The sequence below is a fragment of the Pseudomonas khorasanensis genome (genome assembly GCF_014268505.2).
Classification (GTDB): Bacteria; Pseudomonadota; Gammaproteobacteria; order Pseudomonadales; family Pseudomonadaceae; genus Aquipseudomonas; species Aquipseudomonas khorasanensis.
Genome location: NZ_JABWQP020000010.1, coordinates 152,489 through 175,448 on the forward strand (window position 1 = coordinate 152,489; position 22,960 = coordinate 175,448).

The window sequence follows — 22,960 nt, forward strand, 5'->3', positions numbered from 1 at the left end:
CTCCCACAGTTGGAATGCGTTTCCCTGTGGGAGCGAGCCTGCTCGCGAAGAGGCCTGTCAATTCACCACAAACCCCAACTCAAACACCGTCCCCGCCACATCACTACTCACCCGCACCTGCCCGCCGTGCAAGTGCATGATCGACTTCACGATCGCCAGCCCCAGCCCACCCGAATCTCCCGGTTCGGCGCGGGACGGGTCGACGCGGTAGAAGCGGTCGAACAGTTTGCCCAGATGCTCGGGCGCGATGGCGGGGCCGTGGTTGTGCACTTGCAGCCAGCACACTCCCGGCTCGTCATGGCGGCGCAGGCTGATCAGCGTCCCGGCATCGGCGTGGCGCACGGCGTTGGCCAATAAATTGCCGAGGGCACGTTGCAGCAATTGCTGGTCGGCGAGCAGTTCACCGCGCATCCGGTTTTCAAGCTGGAGACCACGATCATCCGCCAAGGCCTCGAAGTAATCGCACAGTTCGTCGCCAAGGCTGTGAAGATCCAGTGATTGCAGATTGAGCGCGCGCTCGGCCTGTTCGGCGCGGGCGAGGAACATCAGGTTTTCGGCCATGCGCTTGAGCCGTTCGAATTCTTCCATGTTCGAGGCCAGCACTTCCTGATATTCCGCCGTGCTGCGCGGATGATTCAGGGCCTGGCCGTTACTGGCGAGCAAGGTGTGCAGCGGGGTGCGAATTTCGTGGGCGAGATCAGCTGAGAACTGCGACAGCCGCTGCACGCTGTCGTCCAGACGTGCCAGCATGCCATTGAGCGCTTGTACCGGTTCGAGCAGTTCCGCCGGCGTGCCCTGGGCAGGCAGGCGTCGATCAAGGCTGCGCAAATCGATGCTGCGCACGGCTTCGCTCAACTGACGCAAAGGTTGCAGTCCCCGGCGCAGCAGCAGCAATCCCAAGGCAAACGCGAGTAATGCGCCGAGACCGACCGAGAAATACAGGCGCAGGCGATAACTGCCGAGCATCTGTTCGCGCTCGCTCAGCACCTTGCCGGCGATCACAGTCAGAAGTTCACCGTTAGGGCCTTGGGCCTGACCGGACAGCAACGCCAGTTCGGCACCGTCGCTGGCCCGCCAGGTGAGCACATCGCGGCGCTGCGGCATTTGTTCTCGAGGCAGTGCATTCAGCGTCGGTAATTCGCGCTGGCGCGGGTTGATCGCGATCACGCTGGAACCGTCAGCCCGGCGTACCAGCAGCAGGCTGTCGAGATTGCCGAGCATGTTCTGGTACAGCCGTGGCCGCGCCTGCAAGGCATCGAGGCTGTCGCTGTCGGCGAGCAGGGCACGCACCTGTTCGAGGCGACCGAGCAGGGCCATGTCGTCACGAAACGCCAGCTCCGAAGCCAGCGAGCGGTAAAGGAACAACCCGACTGCGCTCAGTACCAGCGCACACACCATGGCGAAGGCCAGCGCCAGACGCCAGGCGATCGATTTACTCCACATCGTCCGGCGCTTCCAGTTGATAACCGACGCCGCGCACGGTGTGGATGAGTTTCGGCATGTACGGGTCGTCGACTTTCGAGCGCAAGCGGCGTACCGCGACTTCGACCATGTTGGTGTCGCTGTCGAAATTCAGATTCCACACTTGCGAAGCGATCAGTGTGCGCGACAGCACTTCGCCCTGACGGCTGGCGAGCAGATGCAGCAGGGCGAATTCCTTGTTGGTCAGGGCAATGCGCTGGCCGCCCCGGCTGACCCGACGGCGCAGCACGTCGATCTCAAGGTCGGCGATGGTGTACGACTCGGCTTCACGCATCGGCCCGCGTCGCAGCAAGGTGCGCACGCGCGCGAGCAGTTCGGCGAAGGCAAAGGGTTTGAGCAGGTAATCATCGGCGCCCAGTTCGAGTCCGCGCACGCGGTCTTCGATGGCGTCCTTGGCCGTCAGAAACAACACCGGTGTAGCGCCGCGCTGACGGATCAGTTGCAGCAATTGCCAGCCATTGAGGCCGGGCAACATCACGTCGAGGATGATCAGGTCGTATTCCTGTTGCTCGATAAAATAGCGGCCATCGAGGCCATTGAGCGCCACGTCCACGGCGAAACCCGACTCGCCCAGGCCCTTGGCAAGGAAGTTCGCGGTTTTGGCTTCATCTTCTACGACCAGCAAACGCATGGCACACCTCGATTATTCAGGCACACAGGCTAGGCGTCTTCGGCGCCGTTGCCCATTACAAACTTGTAATCTGCCTGACGGGGTTCTGACGAAGTGCGCCGGTTAAGGTGCAGGTCTTGTCATTCGGAGCCTGCACATGACCGTCAAATACCTCTTCGCCAGCCTGGCGATCGGCCTCAGCGCCAGCGCTCTGGCCAGCCCGGAGCTGCCGCGTCACGCCGACCTCGACCTGAAAACCGCTCGCCTGTTGGCCGATACGGCCATGAGCAGTTGCAGCGGCACAGTGTCAGTGCTCGACCGTAGCGGCAATCTTCTGGTGACCCTGCGTGGCGATGGCATTGGCCCGCACAACACCGCGGCCAGCCAGCGCAAAGCATACACCGCGCTGTCCACCAAGACGCCGACGCGACTGTTCGCCGAACGTGCTCGCAACAACCCGGAAACCGCCAACCTCAATACCCTCGACGAGCTGCTGTTGCTGGGCGGCGGCATCCCGCTGTTCGCCGGCAGCGAACTGGTCGGCGCCATGGGCGTGGCCGGTTCCGGGGGCGGTGAGCAAGACGAAAACTGCGCCCTCTCGGCGGTCAAAAAAGCCGGCCTGACCATCACCCGTTCCCAATAAGGAGATTCATCATGACTACTTTGCGCATGACTCTTGCCGCCCTTGGCCTGAGCGCTGTTTCGAGCCTGGCGCTGGCCGCCGGCAATCCGCTGAGCGTCCACGTGCTCAACCTGGAAAACGGCCTGCCGTCGCCGGGCATCAACGTCACCCTGGAGAAACACGTAGGCCAGAACTGGCAGCCGCTGGCGCAAGGCACCACCAACGAACAAGGGCGGATCGCCGAACTGTTCCCGGCCAAACAGCCTTTCGAAGCGGGTGAATACCGCGTGGTATTCAAGACCGGCGAATACTACGAGAAGATCAAGCACGAGACGTTCTTTCCGGAAATTCCGGTGATTTTCCAGGTGAAGCAGACCGATCAGCACTATCACATTCCGCTGCTGCTGAGCCCGTATGGCTTCTCGACCTATCGTGGTTCCTGAGCCACGCCCATAACCCTTGTGGGAGCGAGCTTGCTCGCGAAGGCGTCAGGTCAGCCGACATTTCTGTTGAATGACTCACCGCTTTCGCGAGCAGGCTCGCTCCCACAGGGATGGCAGTCGCGTTCTAGAGTGTGGCCAGGGCACGCAATCGCGCCGCGTCGAGGATTTCGATCTCGCCGTATGCCAAGCCGATAATCCCCTGCCCCTGCAAATCCTTGAGGATCTGATTGGTAGTCTGTCGCGATAGCGAAAGCATCGCCGCCAACTGTTCCTGCGGCAGTTGCAGCACACGGCGTGGCGCGTCGAGTTCGCCGTAGCCTTCAGCGATCATCAGCAAGCGATGGGCCAGGCGCGCCGGGGCTGGCAGCAGGCTCAATTGTTCAAGACTAATGAAAGCCAGGCGCAACTTGTGGCTCATCAACAGCGCCAGATGCCGCCAGTAAACCGGTTGCTCATCGAGCAGTTTGAGCAGCGTCGCTTGCGCGATATTCAGCAGCAGACACGGCCCGACAGCGTAAGCGTCATGGGTGCGCGGCTGACCGTCGAACAGACAGATTTCACCGAACCAGTGCGGCGCCTCCACCAGGCTGAGCAACGCCTCCTTGCCCTGCTCGCTCACCGCACCAATGCGCACGGCCCCATCGACTACCGCATACAAGCCACACGGCGCGTCGCCGCGCTGGAACAGGCGCTGCCCCGCTGTCAGCCGCCGCTCCCGCGCCGCCGCCAGCAGGCTATCCTGAAAGGACACCGGAAGATGACTGAACCACTGGCCGGTCAGCAGCCGTGAACGAATTTCCATAACCACTCCAAGAGTGTCGCCTGCCCGACAGAGCGAACATGGATCCCGAGGGATGATGCAATCAACCCCACCGGAGGAACAACAATGAAAAGCCTCGTCGACCATCTCAGTCAATACGCCGCCTACCATCGCGACCCGCGCAACATTGCCAGCCACTTTATCGGTATCCCGCTGATAGTGGTGGCCGTGGCTGTTCTGTTGTCACGGCCGGAGTGGTCGCTGGGCGGGTTGTGGATATCTCCGGCGGTTCTGGTCGCGCTGGCCTCGGCGTGGTTTTACCTGCGCCTGGAGCTGAAGCTTGGTGTGCTGATGACCGTGTTGATGGGGTTGTCGGTGTGGGCGGGGCATGTACTGGCGCAGCAGAGCACGATGGTCTGGCTGAGCAGCGGCCTGACGATGTTTGTGATCGGCTGGGTGATCCAGTTTGTCGGCCATCACTACGAAGGACGCAAACCGGCATTTGTCGATGACATCAGCGGGTTGATCGTCGGGCCGTTGTTTGTGGTGGCCGAACTGGCGTTCTTGCTGGGGATGCGTCAGGAACTGAAAGCGCAGATCGAGGCGCGGGCAGGAGCGGTGCGGTTCAATCCCAATCGAAAAGCGGCGGCCTAGGCTGCTTGAAAGATCGTCCGATCGCGGCCCGAGCCTTCGGCACCGACTACATCCGCTCGTTCCCACGCTTTGCGTGGGAACGCCGCCATGGACGCTCCGCGTCCACTGTGACGCGGAGCGTCACGGGATGCATTCCCACGCAGAGCGTGGGAACGATCAATCTCAGAGATTGGCGACTTTCTGCCAGACCTTGGGTTTGAAGAACAAGGTCTCACCCTTGGCCAAACCGATCAGGCTGTCGTGATCTTTCACCACTTCGGCTTCGATCAGATCTGTCTGCCCTTCAACCTTCAACGTCACCCGTGTGGTCGCGCCCAACGGTCGGATATCGCGCACCTCAGCGGCGTGATGGTCTTCCAGCTCATGCCGCGACAGCGACACTTCGTGCGGGCGGAACAGCACGTGGTTATCGTCGCTCAACAACAAGCGGTTCGAGTCGCCGAGGAAGTGATAGACGAAATCGCTGGCCGGGTTCTCGTAGACCTCGCCCGGTGAGCCGATCTGCTCGATCACACCCTTGTTCATCACCACGATGCGGTCGGCGACTTCCATCGCTTCTTCCTGGTCGTGAGTCACGAACACCGAGGTCAGGTTGATGTCTTCGTGCAGCCGCGCGAGCCAGCGACGCAGCTCCTTGCGCACCTTGGCATCCAGGGCGCCGAACGGCTCGTCCAGCAGCAGCACTTTCGGCTCGACTGCCAGGGCACGGGCCAGCGCAATCCGCTGGCGTTGCCCGCCGGACAACTGCTCCGGGTAACGATCCGACAGCCAGTCCAGTTGCACCATGTTCAGCAACTCATGGACCTTGGCGGCGATCTGGCTTTCAGTCGGGCGCTGGTTTTTCGGTTTCATGCGCAGGCCGAACGCGACGTTATCGAACACGGTCATGTGGCGGAACAAGGCGTAGTGCTGAAACACAAAACCGACGTTGCGATCACGCACGTCGTGACCGGAGACGTCTTCGCCGTGAAAGACGATGTTGCCCTGATCCGGGGTTTCCAGACCGGCAATAATGCGCAGCAAGGTCGTCTTGCCGCAGCCGGACGGGCCGAGCAGCGCCACCAGCTCGCCGCTCTGAATGTCCAGGCTGATGTTGTCCAGCGCCTTGAACGCATTGAAATTCTTGCTGACGTTACGCACTTCGATCGACATGAGTTATTCCTCCGCGGCGCTGGCGCGCAGGCGGTTGATACGGTTTTCGCTCCACTGCTTGAGCAGCAGGATGAAGAGCGCAAGGATCAGCAACAGGCTCGCCACGGCGAACGCGGCCACGTGGTTGTATTCGTTGTAGAGGATCTCGACGTGCAGCGGCAAGGTGTTGGTCACCCCGCGAATGTGCCCGGAAACCACCGACACCGCACCGAACTCGCCCATGGCCCGTGCCGTACACAGCACCACGCCATAGATCAGGCCCCATTTGATGTTGGGGACGGTGACATGCCAGAACATCTGCCAGCCATTGGCACCGAGCAGGCGCGCGGCTTCCTCTTCCTGCGTGCCCTGTTCCTGCATCAACGGGATCAGCTCACGGGCCACGAACGGCACGGTGACGAAGATCGTCGCCAGCACAATGCCCGGCAAGGCGAAGACAATCTGGATGTCGTGATCCTGCAGCCACGGCCCGAACAGGCCCTGGGCACCGAACATCAGGACATAGACCAGACCGGCGATCACCGGCGATACCGAAAACGGCAGGTCGATCAGCGTCACCAGCATGCTTTTGCCACGGAACGAGTATTTGCTCACACACCACGCCGCGCTGACGCCAAACACCAGGTTCAGCGGCACCGATATCAGCACGGCGAATACGGTGAGTTTCAGCGCCGAGATGGCATCCGGCTCAAAGATCGCAGTGAAAAAGGCACCGAGGCCGTTCTTCAACCCCTGAGACACGACGATGAAGAGCGGCAGCAACAGGAACAGGAAAAAGATCAGCCACCCAAGGCCGATCAAAATCCTGCGTGACGTCGCGCTGCCACGGCGCGCAGCGTTGGCCGAAGAGGCGGCCGCAATGGACGATTGGGACATGTTCGCGCCTCCTTTATGGGGTTTCGATGCGCCGCTGCAGCAAATTGATCAGCAGCAACAGGACGAAGGAAACCACCAGCATCAGCACGCCGATGGACGTCGCGCCGGTGTAATCGTATTGGTCGAGCTTGACCATGATCAGCAGCGGCAGAATTTCGGTTTTCATCGGCATGTTACCGGCGATGAAAATCACCGAACCGTACTCGCCCACGCCCCGGGCAAAGGCCAGGGCGAAGCCGGTCAACCAGGCCGGCAGCAACGCCGGCACGAGAATGTGACGGAACACCTGCCACGGTTTCGCACCGAGGCAGGCCGCCGCTTCTTCGACTTCACGAGGAATATCGGCCAATACCGGCTGCACGGTGCGCACCACAAAGGGCAGCGTCACGAAGGTAAGCGCCAGGGTGATGCCCAATGGGGTGTAGGCGATCTTGAAGCCCATGTCGGTGGCGAACTGTCCGACCAGGCCGGTCGGCGCATACAGCGCGGTCAGAGCGATACCGGCCACGGCAGTCGGCAGGGCGAACGGCAGATCGATCATCGCGTCGATCACCTTGCGCCCCGGGAAGGTGTAGCGCACCAGCACCCAGGCCAGCAACGTGCCGATAATGCCGTTGATGATCGCCGCGCACAGCGCCGTACCGAAGCTGAGCTTCAACGCGGCCAGTACACGCGGTGCGGCAATGATCGTCCAGAACTGATCCCAGGTCAGTTGGGCGGCGTGGACGAACATCGCCGCCAGCGGGATCAGCACAATCAGACTGAGGTACACCAAGGTGTAGCCCAGCGTCAGCCCGAAGCCGGGTATGACGGGTGAAATACGACGCGACATAAAAGTCCTTGGTTGTGTGGCGAGGGAGCTTGCTCCCGCTGGAGTGCGAAGCGCTCCCAGAATTTCTGGGGCTACTTCGTAGCCCAGCGGGAGCAAGCTCCCTCGCCACAATGAGTCCGGGGTCTGTTGAGCTTACTGCGCCTGATAAATCTGGTCGAACACGCCGCCGTCATTGAAGAATTTCGGCTGAGCGGATTTCCAGCCGCCGAAGTCCTTGTCGATCGTCACCAGTTCCAGTTTCGGGAACTGCTGGGCGTACTTGGCGGCCACGTCCTTATCCCGAGGACGATAGAAGTTTTTCGCGGCGATTTCCTGCCCGGCCGGGCTGTACAGGTGCTTGAGATAGGCTTCGGCGATCTGTGCGTTGCCTTTCTTCTCGGCGTTCTTGTCGACCACGGCCACGGGAGGTTCGGCGAGGATCGACAGCGAAGGCACGACAATGTCGAACTTGTCAGCGCCGCCATCTTCCTTCAGCGCCAGGAACGCCTCGTTTTCCCAGGCCAGCAATACATCACCCTGACCGTTGTTGACGAAGGTGATGGTCGAACCGCGCGCGCCGGTGTCGAGGATCGGCACGTGTTTGAACAGGGTCTGCACGTATTCCTTGGCTTTGCCTTCGTCACCCCCGTTGGCTTTCAGGCCGTAGGCCCAGGCCGCGAGGAAATTCCAGCGCGCACCGCCCGAGGTTTTCGGGTTCGGGGTAATGACCGAGACGTCGTTCTTGATCAGATCGCCCCAGTCCTTGATGCCTTTCGGGTTGCCCTTGCGCACCAGGAAAACAATGGTCGAGGTGTAAGGCGTGCTGGCTTCCGGCAGACGCTTCTGCCAGTCGGCGGGCAGGCTCTTGCCGAGCTTGGCGATTTCGTCGATGTCACCGGCCAGAGCCAGGGTCACGACGTCGGCACGCAAACCGTCGATCACCGCGCGGCCCTGTTTACCCGATCCGCCATGGGATTGCTGGATTTTCACGGTGTCGCCGGCATGGTCCTTCTGCCAGAACTTGATGAATTCGGCGTTGTATTCCTGATACAGCTCGCGCGTCGGGTCATACGACACGTTAAGCAGTTCGTAGTCCTTGGCAACTGCGGAACCTGCAAACACGGCGCTGGCCAGCGCGGCCAAAGCGTAACGGCGAATCGACGACATGGTGAAAGCTCCTGGAATTCTGGGTGGTGGCTTTTTCTTATGAATATTTTGAATCGGGTGTGTCCGCTAAAGATCACAGCCTTCGGCAGCTCCTGCACACAGCCCCCTGTAGGCGCTGCCGCAGGCTGCGATCCTTTATCTTCAACTCAGCCCGGTTGTTTACCCGGTTGCTGCAAACGGAATTTCTCTTTGCGTTCGATCTGCACGACTTGCGCGTTGTGCACAGTGATCTCCACCGCGCCGAAACGCAGATCGCGCAAAGCGCTCTGGATTTCACGCAAGATGGTGCTTTCGTCCTGACCGTCAACGCTGCGAAGGGATGCGCTCATGGTGCTGCTCCTTTGAAGGGGATTTGCCTGGCAGTGGGCCGCACTGCGTTCGGCGTGGGAGCAATATAAGAGAGGCACGGATATTCTTAAAAAGACTATTTGAGAATGTTTATATAACTAGAAAACCAATATCTGGACGAGCGGGCGTTTGCGCGCCGGTGAATCAAAGATCACACCCCCGGCAGGTTGTGCACCGGTCACCTGTAGGAGCTGCCTAAGGCTCGGGCCACGATCGGACGATCTTTTGATCTTTCAACCAATCACCGGCGCACGCATCCATTCAATATCCTGCGCAGGCACCGGCCGGCCGAACCAATACCCCTGCCCCAAATCGCATCCTTGCTCCAGCAAAAATGCCGCCTGGTCGACCTGCTCGATCCCCTCGGCATGCACCTGCATGCCCATGCTCCGTGCCAGCGCGATGATTACCTGGATGATGGCGGCATCATCCTCATCCCCTGGCAGCCCTGCGACGAAGCCTTGATCGATCTTAAGTTTCTGCACCGGCAGCCGCTTGAGCCGCAGCAGTGACGAATAGCCGGTGCCGAAGTCGTCGATGGCCAGGCGGACGCCCAATTCACGCAACCGATGCATCTGTTCCAGCGCCACGTCAGGGTCGTCCATCACCGCGCTTTCGGTGACTTCAAGTTCCAGATACGCCGGATCCAGCCCGGTGTCGTTCAGCACCTGCGCCACATGCTGATACAACTCGCGCCGGGCAAACAATCGCGACGACACATTCACCGCGACGAATGACAGCACCACCCCGTCCCGTTGCCACTGGCACATCTGCCGGCAGGCCTGCTGCATCATCCAGGCATCGATGTCGGCGATCAACCCGGTGCGCTCGGCAACCGGAATGAATTGCGCCGGAGAGACCAGCCCGCGTTGTGGATGCTGCCAGCGCACCAGTGCCTCGACGCCCGTCACGCGGCGGGTTTGCAAGTCATGCACCGGTTGGTAATAGACCCGCAACTCTTGCTGCTCCAGCGCCCGGCGCAGTTCAAAGGCGATTTCGACCCGTTGCCGGGCGTGCGCCGTCAGTTCTTCGGTGTAGAGGGCGTAGCCGTTGCGGCCGCTGGTCTTGGCTTTGAACAATGCGGCGTCAGCGTTGCGCAACAGCTGTTCGGCGCTCAACGCATCGTCGGGAAACAGGCTGATGCCGATGCTGGCGTTGATGAACAGCTCATGCCCATCGACCAGAATCTGCGCCTTCAGCGCATCCAGAATGCGTTGCGCCAGTGCGGCGGCCTGTGCCGGCTGTGGACAACTTTCCGCCAGCACGGCGAACTCATCGCCACCCAGCCGCGCAAGCGTGATGCCCAGGCCGAACAGATCCTGCAAGCGCGTCGCCACCGCCTTGAGCAGCCGGTCGCCGACACTGTGTCCCAGGCTGTCGTTGATCATCTTGAAGTGATCCAGATCCAGCATCAGCAGCGCGCAGCCACGCTTGTGGACCTGCGCCGACGCCAGCGCCTGCTCGGCGCGGTCGCTGAACAGAAGGCGGTTGGGCAGATCGGTCAACGGATCGTGATGCGCCAGGTGTTTCAGCTCGGTCTCGGAGTTCTTGATTGCACTGATGTCGGAAAACACCGCCACGTAATGACTGAGTCGGCCGGCATCATCGTGAATGACCCGAATGGTCTGCCACTGTGGATAAATCTCGCCGGTCTTGCGGCGGTTCCAGATCTCCCCGCTCCATTCACGGTCGGCTGCGAGGGTGGCGAACATCGCCTGATAAAACTCTGGGGGATGATGACCGGACTTGAAGAGGCTGGGCTGCTGCCCGATCACCTCGTCGCGCTGATAACCGGTGATCTCGATAAAGGCGCGGTTGACGTGGACGATCAGCCCTTGATGGTTGGTAACCAGCACGCCCTCACGGGTGCAGTCGAACACGGCCGCCGCCTGACGCAGGCGTTCACGGTCGGCGCGACGCTCGCGCAATTGCGCGCCCATGCCGAGAAACCGGTACAGGCGTACCCGCGCGAGAAAAATCAGCCCCGCGCTGACCGTGGCCAGCAGATAACCGTTGATCAGTTGCCAGCGAGCGAGATCGCTTGAGTCATCGAAGAAATTGTTTAATAAATGATCAGATACCCGCAGCCATACAGCTGCCAATACGAAATAGAACAGCCCTGCGCGTAAGGCATCGCGGTGAGTGGCAGACATTCGGTCGTCCATGTCCCTGCAAAAAGGCCGGGATTATAGGTCAAGAAACATTCAGCGACTCTTATCTGAAAGGGCGACTGGTTTTATCTGTGTGCTTAGTGATAATGCAACGGCTGTTTTTATCTTTATCGAGGGCCCTATAGCCTATGTGGTACGAAGGTTTTCTTGGCTTGTCGGCCTGGTCTCTGGTCGCAGTCACCCTGCTGATGACCCATGTGACCATCATCGCCGTCACGGTCTATCTGCACCGCTACTCGGCCCATCGCTCTCTGGAGCTGAATGCTGGCCTCAAGCACTTCTTCCGTTTCTGGCTGTGGCTGACCACGGCGCAGAACACCCGCGAGTGGACCGCGATCCACCGCAAACACCACGCCAAGTGTGAAACCGAAGATGACCCGCACAGCCCCGTCATCAAAGGCTTGTCCACCGTCCTGCGTACCGGCGCCGAGCTGTACCGCACCGAAGCACAGAACCCCGAGACCTTGCGCATCTATGGCAAGAACTGCCCGGAAGACTGGGTCGAACGCAACGTCTACAGCCGCTACCCGCTGCTGGGTGTGGCGATCATGGGCGTCATCGACCTGATGCTGTTCGGCACCATCGGTATCACCATCTGGGCCATCCAGATGATGTGGATTCCGGTATGGGCCGCCGGTGTCATCAACGGCCTGGGTCATGCCGTCGGCTACCGCAACTTCGAATGCCGCGACGCAGCGACCAATCTGGTGCCGTGGGGCATCCTGATCGGTGGCGAAGAGCTGCATAACAACCATCACACCTACCCCAACTCGGCCAAGCTGTCGGTGAAGAAGTGGGAGTTCGACCTCGGTTGGGCGTGGATCAAAGTGTTCTGCTTCCTGCGCCTGGCCAAGGTTCAGCGCGTTGCGCCTATCGCTCACCGCGTCGAGGGCAAAGGCAGCCTGGACATGGACACCGCCATGGCGATCCTCAACAACCGCTTCCAGATCATGGCCCAGTACCGCAAGTTGGTGATTGGCCCTCTGGTCAAGCAGGAGCTGGCGAAGGTCGATCATTCGGTCCGTCACCAGTTCCACCGCGCCAAGCGTCTGCTCTCGCGCGAGACCAGCCTGCTGGAAGATCGTCATCACGCACGCATCCAGAGCATGCTCGAGCACAGCCAGGCACTGAAGGTCATTTACGAGAAGCGCCTGGCCCTTCAGCAGATTTGGGTCAAGACCAGCTCCAACGGTCACGACATGCTCGCGGCCATCAAGGAATGGATTCACGAGGCCGAAGCCAGTGGCATCCAGTCGCTGCGCGAATTCGCTGATCAGTTGAAAACCTACTCGCTGCGTCCTGCGGCAATCTGAGACCGTTGATCGGTGCACCCTGCTACCGGGGTGCACCCTTCGGAACTTCGCCAAAAATCACCTATCTCAAAGACACTTCGCCATCCCGGCGGGCTGTTCTGTGGCCGCTGTCGAATTGCGGCACGCCCTTTGAGATCTGTGCCGATGGTCAATAACAAACAAAAAGACGCACCCCATGCGCAGTGGCCCGAGGCCGCGCAAACCCTTATCGCGCTGATGCACGCCCAAGGCGAGGTCGCCCGCCTGAGTGAGCGTGAACAACTGATCAGTTCATTGCTGGTCAGCGTCAATGCCGTGCTCTGGGCCTTCAACTGGGAAACCCGGCAGGTGCTTTACGTCAGCCCTGCTTATGAACGGATCTTTGGCCGCTCCGCAGGGCTTTTGCTCGCCGATTACAACCAGTGGCGCGACAGCATTTATCCCGACGATCTCGAATATGCCGAACAGAGTCTGGCCGAAGTCCTGCGCAAGGGCGCGGTGGAAGATCGCGAGTACCGCATCATCGCTGCCGATGGTCAGGTGCGCTGGCTCAGCGACAAATGCTTCATCAATCGGCAGGACGAACCCGGGCAGCCGGTGATCATCGTCGGCATCGCCGAAGACATCACTGACAAAAAGCACATGGAAACAGAGCTGCAACGGCTGGCCACCACCGATGTGCTGACCCAAAGCAGTAACCGTCGCCACTTCTTCGAATGCGCCCACCGCGAGTTCGCCGAGGCGCGGCGCCATGGCTCACCGCTGGCCTTTCTGCTGCTGGATATCGACGACTTCAAACTGATCAACGACAGTTACGGCCACCCGGAAGGCGACAACGTGCTGCAACGGATTGCCGAGTGCGGACGCGGGTCATTGCGCCGTGGCGATCTGTTCGGGCGCATTGGCGGGGAGGAGTTTGCGGCGGTGTTCCCGGGTTGTGCGCCGGACATGGCCGTTCAGGTCGCGGAGCGACTGCAGCAGGAAATTCAGCGATTGCGCTTCAACCATGACGGGCAAGCGTTCAGCATTACGGTGAGCCAGGGCCTGACCAACCTCACCGAAGCAGATGAAAGCCTCGACAGCCTGTTCGCTCGGGCGGACGCCGCGATGTATGAGGCCAAACGACAGGGCAAGAACCGGATTATTGCGGCCTGACCCGGTTTCCGCGCCTGGTGTTGTACCTGTGGGAGCGAGCCTGCTCGCGAAAGCATTCTGTCAGGGAACTCAAAGCTGAATGACACACCGGCTTCGCGAGCAGGCTCGCTCCCACATTGGATGGCGGTGACATCTGTTTATTTACGCATCCGCATCAGCTCAGGCAAGCCGATCTTGAGCAACCGCGCCGTCCGGCTCTTCGCCAGTTCCTCAATGCCTTCGTGCTCGGTGAGTCGCGCCATCTGCGCCGCCATGTTCATCACCAGCGCCTCGCGGGAATACACACCACCACCGAGTTGGTAGACCGAGGCGATCAGCTCGCGCAATTCCAGCGGCAGACGCCAACGGGTTCGCAATGCCGAGCCATACGACGCACCAAACTTCGCCAACGCTTCACCGACCTCTTCCAGCTCATCCAGCTCGCCGCCGGCCTGTTGCCATTCCTGCAAGCAACGCAGCAGCGCCAGATCGCCAAGCCGATGCAGCATGCCCGCGCAGTAACAGCGTTCCTGATCCAGATCGAGCAAGCGCGCCAAGGTTCGGGCGTATTCTGCCGTGTGCAGCGACAGCCCCCAGTAGCGCTCGGCGTAGTCCGCCAGGCACGGATCGCTGAGGCGCGCGCTGCGTTTGAGCGCCAACCCGAGAATCAGGTTCATGCTCTGGCCGGTGCCGAGCCGATGCAGCGCCTGGGCCAGGGTTTGCACCGGTGCGCCATGGTGCTGTGCAGCGCTATTGGCGGCGGCGATCAGCACGGCGGTAATCTGCGGATCGGTACGAACCTCCTGTTCCAGCAGCGTCAGATCCAGCCCCTCGGGATTGAGGCTGCGCTTGACCGCCACTTGCACGTCGGTCATCAACGGCGCGCCATCGGCCTGCTCGCGACGCCGCTCAAGAAACACCGACAAGGTCATACCCGGCGCCAGTGCAGGCACCTCGCAGACCACGGCTTCGCCGGCGTTGAGCAGCAAACCCTGCAAGCGTTCGTTCAGGCCTTCCATATTAAGGGGTTTGGTCAGGTACGCCGTCGGCGCCAGCGGAAGCGCCTCGCGAACACTCGCGCTGTCGTTGCGGTTGCTCATCAGAATGAACGGCAGCGGCGGATTGCGTTTGCGCTGCCGCACACTGCGCAGCACTTGCAGACCATCGATGCCGGGCAACTCCCAATCGACAATAGCCAGGTCATACGGCACCTCGCCGAGCAACGACAGGGCTTGCTGGCCATCGGCACACAGATCCAGCCGCGCGTCGCATCGCACGTTGAGCAGCACTTGTTTAAGCAGGTCACGGGACCAGGGGTCAGCCTCGGCAATCAGCACCCGGGGTACGGCAGGTAAATCAACGGCGGTCATGCGCGCTCTCCTTGCAATGCCTGAACCTTAGCCAATGCTGGCCATTCGATACAGCGCAAACACGTCCGATGTGTTTCAACGGGCGTAAAAAAACCCGCCTGAGCGGGTTTTTGTCGAGCAGGTCACACCAATCGATCAGAGCTCGGAGAAGCACTCTTCGATGATCGCGAGGCCTTTGTCCAGTTGCTCGTCCGGCGAGGTCAGCGGAACCAGTACACGCAGCACGTTACCGTAGGTGCCGCAGGACAGCAGGATCAGGCCCTTGTCACGCGCCTTGGCCACAACTGCCGCAACAGCAGTCGGGTTTGGCTTATGGCTGTCGCCGTTTTCGAACAGCTCGACGGCGATCATCGCGCCCAGTGCACGGACTTCACCGATGACCGGGTACTTGGCCTGAATGGCCTTCAGACCCGTGACCAGACGCTCACCGACAGCCTTGCAGCGGTCCAGCAGTTGTTCTTCTTCGAACACTTCCATCACCGCCAGCGCAGCCGCGCAAGCGATCGGGCTGCCGGCGTAGGTGCCGCCCAGGCCACCCGGCGCAATGGCGTCCATGTATTCGGCCTTGCCGCAGACACCGGCCAGCGGGAAGCCGCCAGCGATGGACTTGGCGAACGTGGTCAGATCGGCCGCAACGCCCATCTGTTCCATGGCGAAGAAGGTGCCGGTACGGCCAGCGCCCGTCTGCACTTCGTCAGCGATCAGCAGAATGCCGTGCTGGTCGCACAATGCGCGCAGGCGCTCCATGAATTCCTTCGGTGCCACGTAGAAACCACCTTCGCCCTGAACCGGCTCGATGATGATCGCAGCGATGTCTTTCGGCTCGGCGTCATTCTTGAAGATGCGTTCGATGGAAGCGATCGAGTCGTCGATGCTCACGCCGTGCAGTTCGTTCGGGTACAGCGCACGGAAAATGCCGCCTGGCATCAGGCCCATGCCGGCCGAGTACGGCACGACTTTACCGGTCAGGCCCAGGGTCATCATGGTGCGACCGTGGTAAGCGCCGGTGAAGGCGATAACCCCAGCGCGGCCAGTGGCGGCACGGGCGATTTTCACGGCGTTTTCCACCGCTTCGGAACCGGTGGTCACCAGCAGGGTTTTCTTGGCGAAATCGCCCGGCACCTTGGCGTTGATTTTTTCGCACAGCTCAACGTACGGCTCGTAGGCCAGTACCTGGAAGCAGGTGTGGGTCAGCTTGTTCAGTTGCTCGGTCACGGCAGCAATGATTTTCGGGTGCACGTGGCCGGTGTTCAGTACAGCGATGCCGCCCGCGAAGTCGATGAATTCACGACCTTCAACGTCGGTCACCGTGGCGTTCTTTGCCGACTCGGCGAAGATCGGGTGAATCTGGCCAACACCGCGTGGGACAGCAGCGGTACGACGGGCCATCAGTTCAGCGTTAGTCTTGCTCATTACAGTCCTCATTCGCCGCTCATCGGGCGGCGTGGTTCAAGGATTAAGCGGGGAGAATCAGCGGTGGCAGCATGCGATGATCGACTGCCACGGCGTTCCCGGCCGCAGAGAAAATGCAGGTTTAAACGACGCAAAGGGACAGCGCTCTCGTGCCCTTTGCGTTTACAGCGTTCCTTGCGCTGGCTCAGATGCCCAGGCAGAGGTATTTGATTTCCAGATAATCTTCGATGCCGTACTTGGAACCTTCACGGCCCAGGCCCGAGGCTTTGATGCCGCCGAACGGCGCGACTTCGTTGGAGATCAGCCCGGTGTTGACGCCGACCATGCCGTATTCCAGCGCTTCCGCTACTCGGAATACACGGCCGAGGTCGCGGGCATAGAAATACGAAGCCAGACCAAATTCGGTGTCGTTGGACATCGCGATCACTTCGGCTTCGTCTTTGAAACGGAACAGTGGCGCCAGCGGACCGAAGGTTTCTTCCTTGGCCACGGCAGCGTTTTTCGGCACGTTGGTCAGGATCGTCGGTTCGAAGAAGTTGCCTTCCATCGCCTTGCCGCCAGCCAGCACGGTCGCGCCTTTGCTTACTGCGTCAGCGATGTGCTCCTGAACCTTGGCCACGGCTTTTTCGTCGATCAGCGGGCCGGTGGTGGTGCCGTCTTCCAGACCGTTACCGATCTTCAGTTTGGCCACGGCCACTTTCAGCTTCTCGGCGAATGCGTCGTAGACCGCGTCCTGAATGTACAGACGGTTTGCGCAAACGCAGGTCTGACCGTTGTTGCGATACTTGGAAATGATCGCGCCTTCGACGGCCTTATCCAGATCCGCATCGTCGAACACGATGAACGGCGCGTTGCCGCCCAGTTCCAGCGAGACTTTCTTGATGTCCTTGGCGCATTCGGCCATCAACTGGCGACCGATTTCGGTCGAGCCGGTGAAGGACAGTTTGCGCACGATCGGGTTGCTGGTCAGCTCGCTGCCGATGTCGCCGGCGCTGCCGGAGACCACGCTGAACACGCCCGCCGGAATGCCGGCACGCTGGGCCAGTTCAGCCAGTGCGAATGCGGAGAAAGGGGTTTGCGAAGCCGGCTTCAGCACCATGGTGCAGCCAGCCGCCAGTGCCGGGCCGGCCTTGCGGGTGATCATCGCCGCCGGAAAGTTCCACGGCGTGATCGCGGCGGTGACGCCGATTGGCTGCTTGATCACGATCAGGCGCTTGTCCGGTTGGTGCCCCGGAATAACGTCACCGTAGATGCGCTTGGCTTCCTCGGCGAACCACTCGATGAACGACGCGGCATAAACGATTTCGCCCTTGGCCTCGGCCAGCGGCTTGCCCTGCTCGAGGGTCATCAGGCGCGCGAGGTCGTCCTGATTTTCGATCATCAGCTCGAACCAGCGACGCAGCTTGCCCGCACGCTCCTTGGCGGTCAGTGCACGCCAGGCCGGCAGGGCCTTGTCGGCGGCTTCGATGGCACGACGGGTTTCGGCCGCGCCCATCTTCGGCACGGTGCCGAGGATTTCGCCAGTGGCCGGGTTGTTGACCTTGATCGTCTGACCGTTGTCCGCATCGACCCAAGCGCCATCGATGAAGGCTTGCTGGCGGAACAACTGGGTGTCTTTAAGCTGCATGTCGGCTTTCCTTAACAGCACCGCGGCCTGCGCGGAGCAAATTATGATTGTAGAAAGGCGCCTCGCAAGGCTGCCGTCAGGGAAATCAGTGAGCGGATTGTGGCGCATCAACAGTGCACGACCGGGCGCACCTGCGCTGCAACATCCCGTCAACGAGCGTTTGAAATCTCAAACGGATCGTAGGATCAAAGGGGGTAAAGGACAATAGGTCGTTCGAAAAAAAGAACAAAAATGCCGCTTTTCAGATCAACGCCACAAAAACGCTTACCGCAGGAAAACCTTAGATCAACACCGGCAAAGCGCCAAGCGAGGGTTTTGCAGGACGTTACCGCTTTAAGGAATGCAGCCATTGACGCCGACACGCACCCTGACAAAACCCGCCAAACCCGGCATGGACGCCCCGAGCCGACCTAGGTATGATGTCGCCCGCTGCACCAGTAGCTCAGCTGGATAGAGTACTGCCCTCCGAAGGCAGGGGTCGTGGGTTCGAATCCCGCCTGGTGCACCATGAATCAAACGAAAAAGCCCCGGACTGTGATGGTCCGGGGCTTTTTTGTGGGCGATGACAAGATCGCTGGAACGCCGTCACTCCGTCGTCCAGTCAAACTCGTCATACTCATCGTCGTCATCCCCCTCCTCCTCAACCTCATCAAACACCTCGTCTTCAGCAACGAGGTCTTCTTCCGGCTGATTCAGCAGAAACTCCTTACGCGATTCCGTTACTGCTCGCCGCATTTGTTCGCCCTTTTCGGGGCAATTGAGTAGCTGGGCGATGCGGTCGATTTTTGCTGCCACGGTGTCCTCCAGCGCATTGGCAATGGCTTGATAGTGCGCGTTTTCGCGGGGCAATGCCAAATGGCTGCGGGTGATCGGGGCATTCAGCTGCTCGTGAGCGGCGAAACCTTAGCGGTGATAACGCCGCACCGCACTGCTGTTACGCAGCACATGACCTTTGATTTTTTCCATCAGCTCGGCGCGGGTCAGGCCGGCGGGCAAGGCGTCCGGGGCCAGGTCGAGGGCATAGATCTGGATGATGTAATGATGCGCGCTGTCGCCCACTGGCGGGCACGGGCCCATGTAATGGGTGTTGCCTTTGCTGTTGGTGCCGCCGATGCCTTCGAGGGCGGATTTGGCGCCGACGCCGGCTGCAATCTGGTGCGTGGTGGGTTTGATGCCGTAGTGAATCCAGTGATCGACACCGAGACCTTTCTGGCCGTCCGGGTCGTGCATGACGATCGCATAACTTAGGGTGCCGGAAGGGCCCGCGTTCCAGCTCAGGGCCGGGGACTGGTTTTTGCCGCCGCAGCCGGGCGCGTCGCTCGCTGCGGCCGAGGTGAACAGGCGGTTGTCCGACACGCCCGGAATGCTGAGGGTGAAGCGCTCCTGGGCCTGCGCCGGAAACTGCACGCAAAGGGTCACGGCGAGAGCCGCCAGCCAAGGGTTGAGAGAGGTCAATCGGGTCATTCCGGGAGCACCTTGTGCAGTGAGGCCGTCGTCGGCTGGCAAACTATAGCTGTACCGTTCGTGCCTTGGCAGTAGCAAATGGCTGAACCTCACGCGGCGACACCCACTCGTAAGAGAAAATGCCTGCGAGGAAGCCGAAGATGTCCCTGCACCGTGTCGCCCGCTTTGCCGATGTTCCGCAAGACCGTGGCCTGCAAGTCGAAATCGGCGACTGCAAGATCGTCCTGCTGCGTGCGAACGGGCAACTGCGTGCGTTTCAGGGTCTTTGCCCCCATGCCGGTGCGCCGTTGGCCAAAGGTGCGTTGTGTCACGGACGCCTGATCTGCCCTTGGCACAAAGCCGCGTACCGCGCCGAGGACGGCGGTCTGTGCGAGCCGCCGTCGCTCGACAGTCTCAAGCGCTATCCGCTGGAAGTGCGCGGCGATGAAGTCTGGGTCGATGACCAGGCCCTGTCCGATCCGCACACCCCGCCCGCCGATGACTCAAGAACGTTTGTCGTGGTCGGCGCCGGTGCGGCAGGCACGGCTTGCACGGCGGCGCTGCGGGAGAAAGGTTTCGGCGGGCGCATCGTGCTGATCGACGGAGATCCGGACGCCGGGTACGACCGCACGGTGCTCAGCAAATTTGTCCTCGCCGGTGAGATGTCGTCGAAAGAAGTCCCGCCTCTGCGCGATGAGGCGTCCTATCTAACGCAACGCATCGAACGTGTGCAAGGTGAAGTCACCTCACTCGACGCACCAGGCAAAACGCTTCATTTGAACAACGGCGGTATCCTGCGCTACGACGCCGCTGTGCTCGCCACGGGTGGCGCGCCCAATCCGCTGAAACTGCCCGGTGCCGAGCTGCCCAACGTATTCGTTTTGCGTTCGAAAGCCCAGGCCGAACAGATCATCAGCGCCGCTCAACCGGGTCAGCGTGCGGTGATCATCGGCGACAGTTTTATCGCGCTCGAGTGCGCTTCGTCCCTGCGCGAGTACGGCCTCGACGTCACGGTTCTGGCACGTCATGCGGTGCCCTTCGCCAGGCAATTCGGCGAAGCCGTGGGCAAGGCGATTCGCGCGTTGCACGAGGAGCATGGCGTGAAATTCATCAGCGAACATGAGGCCACGCAAATCCTCGGCGACGACAAGGTCGAGGGTGTGCTGCTGGACAACGGTTTGCGCCTGGCGGCGGATCTTGTTCTGGCCGGGATCGGCATACATCCAGCCACCGAAGCGTTCGCCTCATTGCCCAAGGAAGACGACCAGTCGCTGCGGGTCAATGACGGCATGCGCGTGACCGAAGGTGTGTGGGCCATCGGCGATATCGCCACGTTCCCGTTGAATGGCCAGCCACAGCGCATCGAGCATTGGCGCCTGGCGCAGCAACATGCGCGCATCGCTGCGGCCAACATGCTCGGTGGCGAGGAACACTATCTGGATGTGCCGTATTTCTGGACTCACCACTTTGGCAAGGATTACGACTATCTCGGTCACGCCGAAGAGTGGGACGAGGTGGAGTTCAGCGGCGAGCCGGAGAAACCACCGTTCGTTGGCCTGTTCGCCAAAAACGGCATCGTCGTCGCGGCGGTGGCGTGCGACAAGCAACGTGCGATGGCGCTGTTGGTTGAGCGGATGAAGCAGCCGTTGCGGATGAAAGAGGCGTGGACGCTGATTCAGGCCTGACTTCGGCCCTGTAATCAGGTCAGCCGCTTCACCGGTTCGCGGTTGTCATCATCTTCGGCATGCAGAAAGATCACCCGCGGATGCTCCAGGGGCGCCAGCGGCGCCGGCAGGGCTTGCTGCGGTACCGGCCAGAAATGCGTTTCCACGTGGCTGATATCACCTTCCTGGTCGTTGTGAATGGTCATCACACCGGGCGTGCGCAATTTTTGAAAACGTTCGTCGCAGAGCTTGAAGCTTTTGCTCAGGCCTTCATCGCCGACTACCGGCGACGGCAAACGACGCTGCGCGAAACTGCGGCTTTTGCGTTGTTGATAACGCGCCCAACCGATCAGGATCAACGCGTTGACCAGCGCCACCCATAGATAGACCTGCAGGGTCCCGAGGGCATCGAATGCCGAATGGTCGATGCGCGGGCCTCCGGCGTAGGTTTCGATCAGCGGCCATAACCCGCGTATCAACAAAAACAGCAGGCCAACCCACGCCATCACCGTGAGGATGACGTCGATCACCACCAGAAAGGGCCGTTGGCGAGTCCGGATAATCTTCATTTGATGACCTCCTCCTGGTCGTCACCGAGCGGTTTGATTCCCCGATCAGGACTGACCCAGCGCGCGCGTTTTTTGTGTTGGCTGAACAACACCTTGGGGAAGCTGACCAGGGTGGTCAGCAGACTGACGAGCCAGAACACCAACGGGTACCAGACCACCCAGAACATGGTCTTGCCCAGACCCGGCTCATAGCGGCGATCGATGACGATGCTGACGGCAAACTGCACCAGGCAGACAAACGCCAGCAACAGACCGGTGAAGGCCGGCGGCATCAGATGATCCACGGCGATCGCGTCCGGCATGACCACGAATTTGCCCACGCCCCAGAAGATCACCGACAACAGGAAGGTGAACGCCCAACCGGTGGACAGGCAATATTCGAACAGCAGCGGCCACAGGTAACGATGGCGATACTGCCAGATACCGCGGATGTTCTTGAACAGCACTTCGGCGCCGCCCTGGGCCCAGCGCAAGCGCTGCTTCCACAGCCCGCCCAAGGTTTCCGGCATCAGGATCCAGCACAGCGCGCGCGGTTCGTAGAAGATGCTCCAGTGATCGAGTTGCAGCTTCCAGCTGATGTCGATGTCTTCGGTGATCATGTCCGGGCTCCAGTAGCCGACCCGGTTCAGCGCGGTACGGCGGAAGGCGACGATCACTCCGGACACCGTGAAAATTCGTCCGAACACTCGCTGCGTGCGTTTGATCAGACCAATGATCGAAGAGAACTCCCCGACCTGCACCCGCCCGATCAACGTCGAACGCGTGCGGATGCGCGGGTTGCCGGTCACCGCGCCGAGGCGGGCGTTATCGAGCATCGGCGCGACCAGATAAGCCGCAGTGTTCGGAGCCAGCAACGCATCGCCATCAATGCACACCAGATATTCACTGCGCGCAGCAATGGCGCCCATGCGCAGGGCCACAGCCTTGCCCTGGTTTTCCGCCAGGTGCAGCACTCGCAGGCGGGGATCTTCCTTGGCCAAGGCGTCGAGGACTTCGCCGGTGTTGTCCTTGGAGCCGTCATTGATCGCGATAACTTCGATGTTCGGGTAGTGCTGCGCCAGCGCCGCATGAATGGTGTCGGCAGCGTTGTCGCCTTCGTTGTAGCAAGGGATCAGAATCGAAATCAGTGGCTCGCCTTCCAGAGGAGGCGGCAGCGTATCGTCCTGCCAAGGCCAATGACGCTCCCAGTGCAGCCAGAAATACAGGCCGCCGGCGATCCACAACCCGGACATGAACAGCGGGTAGAAGAACACGAAGTCCATCAGGAACTGGCCGGTCACGAGGAAGATCAGCCCCAGCGGTACGCCGAGGACAATCGCCAGAACAAGCAGGGCTAACAGTCTATCCAGCAT

Annotated in this window: 22 protein-coding genes and 1 tRNA gene; 7 read left to right on the top strand and 16 right to left on the bottom strand. The window is 60.8% G+C overall.

Translation table 11 applies throughout. The annotated features are described in order from the left end of the window. Positions 1 to 57: 57 nt before the first annotated feature. Together HU727_RS19670 and HU727_RS19675 are read right to left on the bottom strand one after the other, a co-directional pair. Positions 58 to 1,443 carry a heavy metal sensor histidine kinase gene (locus HU727_RS19670; RefSeq protein WP_186533974.1) on the bottom strand — a complete coding sequence of 462 codons (1,386 nt, stop codon included), beginning with the start codon at positions 1,441 to 1,443 and terminating at the stop codon, positions 58 to 60. Beyond that, positions 1,433 to 2,113 (bottom strand): heavy metal response regulator transcription factor, encoded by a 681-nt coding sequence (locus HU727_RS19675; protein WP_186533975.1) that lies wholly within the window; start codon positions 2,111 to 2,113, stop codon positions 1,433 to 1,435. The genes HU727_RS19670 and HU727_RS19675 overlap by 11 nt, the downstream gene beginning before the upstream one ends. 136 nt (positions 2,114 to 2,249) lie before the next feature. Between HU727_RS19675 and HU727_RS19680 the strand changes: the two genes are divergently transcribed. Both HU727_RS19680 and uraH read left to right on the top strand, forming a co-directional pair. Continuing rightward, positions 2,250 to 2,735 carry a GlcG/HbpS family heme-binding protein gene (locus HU727_RS19680; protein WP_186533976.1) on the top strand — a complete coding sequence of 162 codons (486 nt, stop codon included), beginning with the start codon at positions 2,250 to 2,252 and terminating at the stop codon, positions 2,733 to 2,735. Positions 2,736 to 2,746: 11 nt separating this feature from the next. Continuing rightward, positions 2,747 to 3,157 (top strand): hydroxyisourate hydrolase, encoded by a 411-nt coding sequence (uraH, locus tag HU727_RS19685; RefSeq protein WP_186533977.1) that lies wholly within the window; start codon positions 2,747 to 2,749, stop codon positions 3,155 to 3,157. 124 nt (positions 3,158 to 3,281) lie between these two features. Here the strand turns inward: uraH and HU727_RS19690 are convergent, their stop codons facing one another. Continuing rightward, on the bottom strand, positions 3,282 to 3,959 hold the full coding sequence (locus HU727_RS19690; protein WP_186533978.1) for a Crp/Fnr family transcriptional regulator: 678 nt from the start codon (positions 3,957 to 3,959) through the stop codon (positions 3,282 to 3,284). An 84-nt stretch (positions 3,960 to 4,043) separates the two neighbouring features. On the opposite strand from HU727_RS19690, the gene HU727_RS19695 reads away from it, so the two are divergent. Next, positions 4,044 to 4,571, top strand: coding sequence for an Mpo1 family 2-hydroxy fatty acid dioxygenase (locus tag HU727_RS19695; protein ID WP_186533979.1), 528 nt, complete (start codon positions 4,044 to 4,046; stop codon positions 4,569 to 4,571). Between the two features lie 162 nt (positions 4,572 to 4,733). Here HU727_RS19695 and HU727_RS19700 read toward each other — a convergent pair whose 3' ends face one another. From HU727_RS19700 to dibA, 6 genes are all read right to left on the bottom strand, one after another. Further along, positions 4,734 to 5,723, bottom strand: coding sequence for a sulfate/molybdate ABC transporter ATP-binding protein (locus HU727_RS19700; protein WP_186533980.1), 990 nt, complete (start codon positions 5,721 to 5,723; stop codon positions 4,734 to 4,736). Between the two features lie 3 nt (positions 5,724 to 5,726). Then, complete coding sequence (gene cysW / locus HU727_RS19705; protein ID WP_186533981.1) at positions 5,727 to 6,599, bottom strand: sulfate ABC transporter permease subunit CysW; 873 nt, start codon at positions 6,597 to 6,599, stop codon at positions 5,727 to 5,729. 13 nt (positions 6,600 to 6,612) lie between these two features. After that, entirely contained in the window at positions 6,613 to 7,431 is an 819-nt protein-coding gene (cysT, locus tag HU727_RS19710) for a sulfate ABC transporter permease subunit CysT (RefSeq protein WP_186533982.1), read from the bottom strand. A 132-nt stretch (positions 7,432 to 7,563) separates the two neighbouring features. Further along, positions 7,564 to 8,577 (bottom strand): sulfate ABC transporter substrate-binding protein, encoded by a 1,014-nt coding sequence (locus HU727_RS19715; RefSeq protein WP_186533983.1) that lies wholly within the window; start codon positions 8,575 to 8,577, stop codon positions 7,564 to 7,566. Between the two features lie 146 nt (positions 8,578 to 8,723). Beyond that, on the bottom strand, positions 8,724 to 8,906 hold the full coding sequence (gene oscA, locus HU727_RS19720) for a sulfur starvation response protein OscA (RefSeq protein WP_007917682.1): 183 nt from the start codon (positions 8,904 to 8,906) through the stop codon (positions 8,724 to 8,726). A 252-nt stretch (positions 8,907 to 9,158) separates the two neighbouring features. Beyond that, a complete protein-coding gene (gene dibA, locus HU727_RS19725; protein WP_186533984.1) occupies positions 9,159 to 11,078 on the bottom strand; it encodes a phosphodiesterase DibA in 1,920 nt (639 codons plus the stop codon). A gap of 146 nt (positions 11,079 to 11,224) precedes the next feature. Between dibA and desA the strand changes: the two genes are divergently transcribed. Continuing rightward, entirely contained in the window at positions 11,225 to 12,409 is a 1,185-nt protein-coding gene (gene desA / locus HU727_RS19730; protein ID WP_186533985.1) for a delta-9 fatty acid desaturase DesA, read from the top strand. A gap of 144 nt (positions 12,410 to 12,553) precedes the next feature. Further along, positions 12,554 to 13,543 carry a GGDEF domain-containing protein gene (locus HU727_RS19735; protein WP_186533986.1) on the top strand — a complete coding sequence of 330 codons (990 nt, stop codon included), beginning with the start codon at positions 12,554 to 12,556 and terminating at the stop codon, positions 13,541 to 13,543. Positions 13,544 to 13,680: 137 nt separating this feature from the next. On the opposite strand, the gene HU727_RS19740 is transcribed toward HU727_RS19735, so the two are convergent. From HU727_RS19740 to gabD, 3 genes are all read right to left on the bottom strand, one after another. Beyond that, positions 13,681 to 14,892 carry a response regulator gene (locus HU727_RS19740; RefSeq protein WP_186533987.1) on the bottom strand — a complete coding sequence of 404 codons (1,212 nt, stop codon included), beginning with the start codon at positions 14,890 to 14,892 and terminating at the stop codon, positions 13,681 to 13,683. Between the two features lie 135 nt (positions 14,893 to 15,027). After that, a complete protein-coding gene (gabT, locus tag HU727_RS19745) occupies positions 15,028 to 16,305 on the bottom strand; it encodes a 4-aminobutyrate--2-oxoglutarate transaminase (RefSeq protein ID WP_186533988.1) in 1,278 nt (425 codons plus the stop codon). A 184-nt stretch (positions 16,306 to 16,489) separates the two neighbouring features. Next, positions 16,490 to 17,932, bottom strand: a complete 1,443-nt coding sequence (gene gabD, locus HU727_RS19750; protein WP_024011131.1) for an NADP-dependent succinate-semialdehyde dehydrogenase — start codon at positions 17,930 to 17,932, stop codon at positions 16,490 to 16,492. A 431-nt stretch (positions 17,933 to 18,363) separates the two neighbouring features. On the opposite strand from gabD, the gene HU727_RS19755 reads away from it, so the two are divergent. Beyond that, positions 18,364 to 18,440, top strand: a tRNA-Arg gene (locus HU727_RS19755). Positions 18,441 to 18,517: 77 nt separating this feature from the next. Here the strand turns inward: HU727_RS19755 and HU727_RS19760 are convergent. Then, a complete protein-coding gene (locus tag HU727_RS19760) occupies positions 18,518 to 18,787 on the bottom strand; it encodes a hypothetical protein (RefSeq protein ID WP_186533989.1) in 270 nt (89 codons plus the stop codon). 48 nt (positions 18,788 to 18,835) lie between these two features. After that, entirely contained in the window at positions 18,836 to 19,396 is a 561-nt protein-coding gene (locus HU727_RS19765) for a YbhB/YbcL family Raf kinase inhibitor-like protein (protein ID WP_186533990.1), read from the bottom strand. A gap of 140 nt (positions 19,397 to 19,536) precedes the next feature. Here HU727_RS19765 and HU727_RS19770 point away from each other — a divergent pair, with 140 nt between their 5' ends. After that, positions 19,537 to 21,060, top strand: coding sequence for an FAD-dependent oxidoreductase (locus HU727_RS19770; protein WP_186533991.1), 1,524 nt, complete (start codon positions 19,537 to 19,539; stop codon positions 21,058 to 21,060). 14 nt (positions 21,061 to 21,074) lie between these two features. Here the strand turns inward: HU727_RS19770 and pgaD are convergent, their stop codons facing one another. Both pgaD and pgaC read right to left on the bottom strand, forming a co-directional pair. Next, positions 21,075 to 21,608, bottom strand: coding sequence for a poly-beta-1,6-N-acetyl-D-glucosamine biosynthesis protein PgaD (gene pgaD, locus HU727_RS19775; protein ID WP_186533992.1), 534 nt, complete (start codon positions 21,606 to 21,608; stop codon positions 21,075 to 21,077). Then, positions 21,605 to 22,960, bottom strand: a complete 1,356-nt coding sequence (pgaC, locus tag HU727_RS19780; RefSeq protein ID WP_186533993.1) for a poly-beta-1,6-N-acetyl-D-glucosamine synthase — start codon at positions 22,958 to 22,960, stop codon at positions 21,605 to 21,607. Before pgaC ends, pgaD begins: the two co-directional genes overlap by 4 nt.

What these genes read in the sequence shown, in the direction of transcription:
- pgaD (WP_186533992.1), bottom strand. Translation starts at nt 21,608, where the DNA reads ATGAAGATTATCCGGACTCGCCAACGGCCCTTTCTGGTGGTGATCGAC.
- dibA (WP_186533984.1), bottom strand. Translation starts at nt 11,078, where the DNA reads ATGTCTGCCACTCACCGCGATGCCTTACGCGCAGGGCTGTTCTATTTC.
- HU727_RS19735 (WP_186533986.1), top strand. Translation starts at nt 12,554, where the DNA reads ATGGTCAATAACAAACAAAAAGACGCACCCCATGCGCAGTGGCCCGAG.
- HU727_RS19695 (WP_186533979.1), top strand. Translation starts at nt 4,044, where the DNA reads ATGAAAAGCCTCGTCGACCATCTCAGTCAATACGCCGCCTACCATCGC.
- HU727_RS19770 (WP_186533991.1), top strand. Translation starts at nt 19,537, where the DNA reads ATGTCCCTGCACCGTGTCGCCCGCTTTGCCGATGTTCCGCAAGACCGT.
- gabD (WP_024011131.1), bottom strand. Translation starts at nt 17,932, where the DNA reads ATGCAGCTTAAAGACACCCAGTTGTTCCGCCAGCAAGCCTTCATCGAT.
- cysW (WP_186533981.1), bottom strand. Translation starts at nt 6,599, where the DNA reads ATGTCCCAATCGTCCATTGCGGCCGCCTCTTCGGCCAACGCTGCGCGC.
- pgaC (WP_186533993.1), bottom strand. Translation starts at nt 22,960, where the DNA reads ATGCTGGATAGACTGTTAGCCCTGCTTGTTCTGGCGATTGTCCTCGGC.
- desA (WP_186533985.1), top strand. Translation starts at nt 11,225, where the DNA reads ATGTGGTACGAAGGTTTTCTTGGCTTGTCGGCCTGGTCTCTGGTCGCA.
- HU727_RS19715 (WP_186533983.1), bottom strand. Translation starts at nt 8,577, where the DNA reads ATGTCGTCGATTCGCCGTTACGCTTTGGCCGCGCTGGCCAGCGCCGTG.
- gabT (WP_186533988.1), bottom strand. Translation starts at nt 16,305, where the DNA reads ATGAGCAAGACTAACGCTGAACTGATGGCCCGTCGTACCGCTGCTGTC.
- HU727_RS19675 (WP_186533975.1), bottom strand. Translation starts at nt 2,113, where the DNA reads ATGCGTTTGCTGGTCGTAGAAGATGAAGCCAAAACCGCGAACTTCCTT.
- HU727_RS19700 (WP_186533980.1), bottom strand. Translation starts at nt 5,723, where the DNA reads ATGTCGATCGAAGTGCGTAACGTCAGCAAGAATTTCAATGCGTTCAAG.
- HU727_RS19680 (WP_186533976.1), top strand. Translation starts at nt 2,250, where the DNA reads ATGACCGTCAAATACCTCTTCGCCAGCCTGGCGATCGGCCTCAGCGCC.
- HU727_RS19690 (WP_186533978.1), bottom strand. Translation starts at nt 3,959, where the DNA reads ATGGAAATTCGTTCACGGCTGCTGACCGGCCAGTGGTTCAGTCATCTT.
- HU727_RS19670 (WP_186533974.1), bottom strand. Translation starts at nt 1,443, where the DNA reads ATGTGGAGTAAATCGATCGCCTGGCGTCTGGCGCTGGCCTTCGCCATG.
- HU727_RS19765 (WP_186533990.1), bottom strand. Translation starts at nt 19,396, where the DNA reads ATGACCCGATTGACCTCTCTCAACCCTTGGCTGGCGGCTCTCGCCGTG.
- HU727_RS19740 (WP_186533987.1), bottom strand. Translation starts at nt 14,892, where the DNA reads ATGACCGCCGTTGATTTACCTGCCGTACCCCGGGTGCTGATTGCCGAG.
- uraH (WP_186533977.1), top strand. Translation starts at nt 2,747, where the DNA reads ATGACTACTTTGCGCATGACTCTTGCCGCCCTTGGCCTGAGCGCTGTT.
- oscA (WP_007917682.1), bottom strand. Translation starts at nt 8,906, where the DNA reads ATGAGCGCATCCCTTCGCAGCGTTGACGGTCAGGACGAAAGCACCATC.
- cysT (WP_186533982.1), bottom strand. Translation starts at nt 7,431, where the DNA reads ATGTCGCGTCGTATTTCACCCGTCATACCCGGCTTCGGGCTGACGCTG.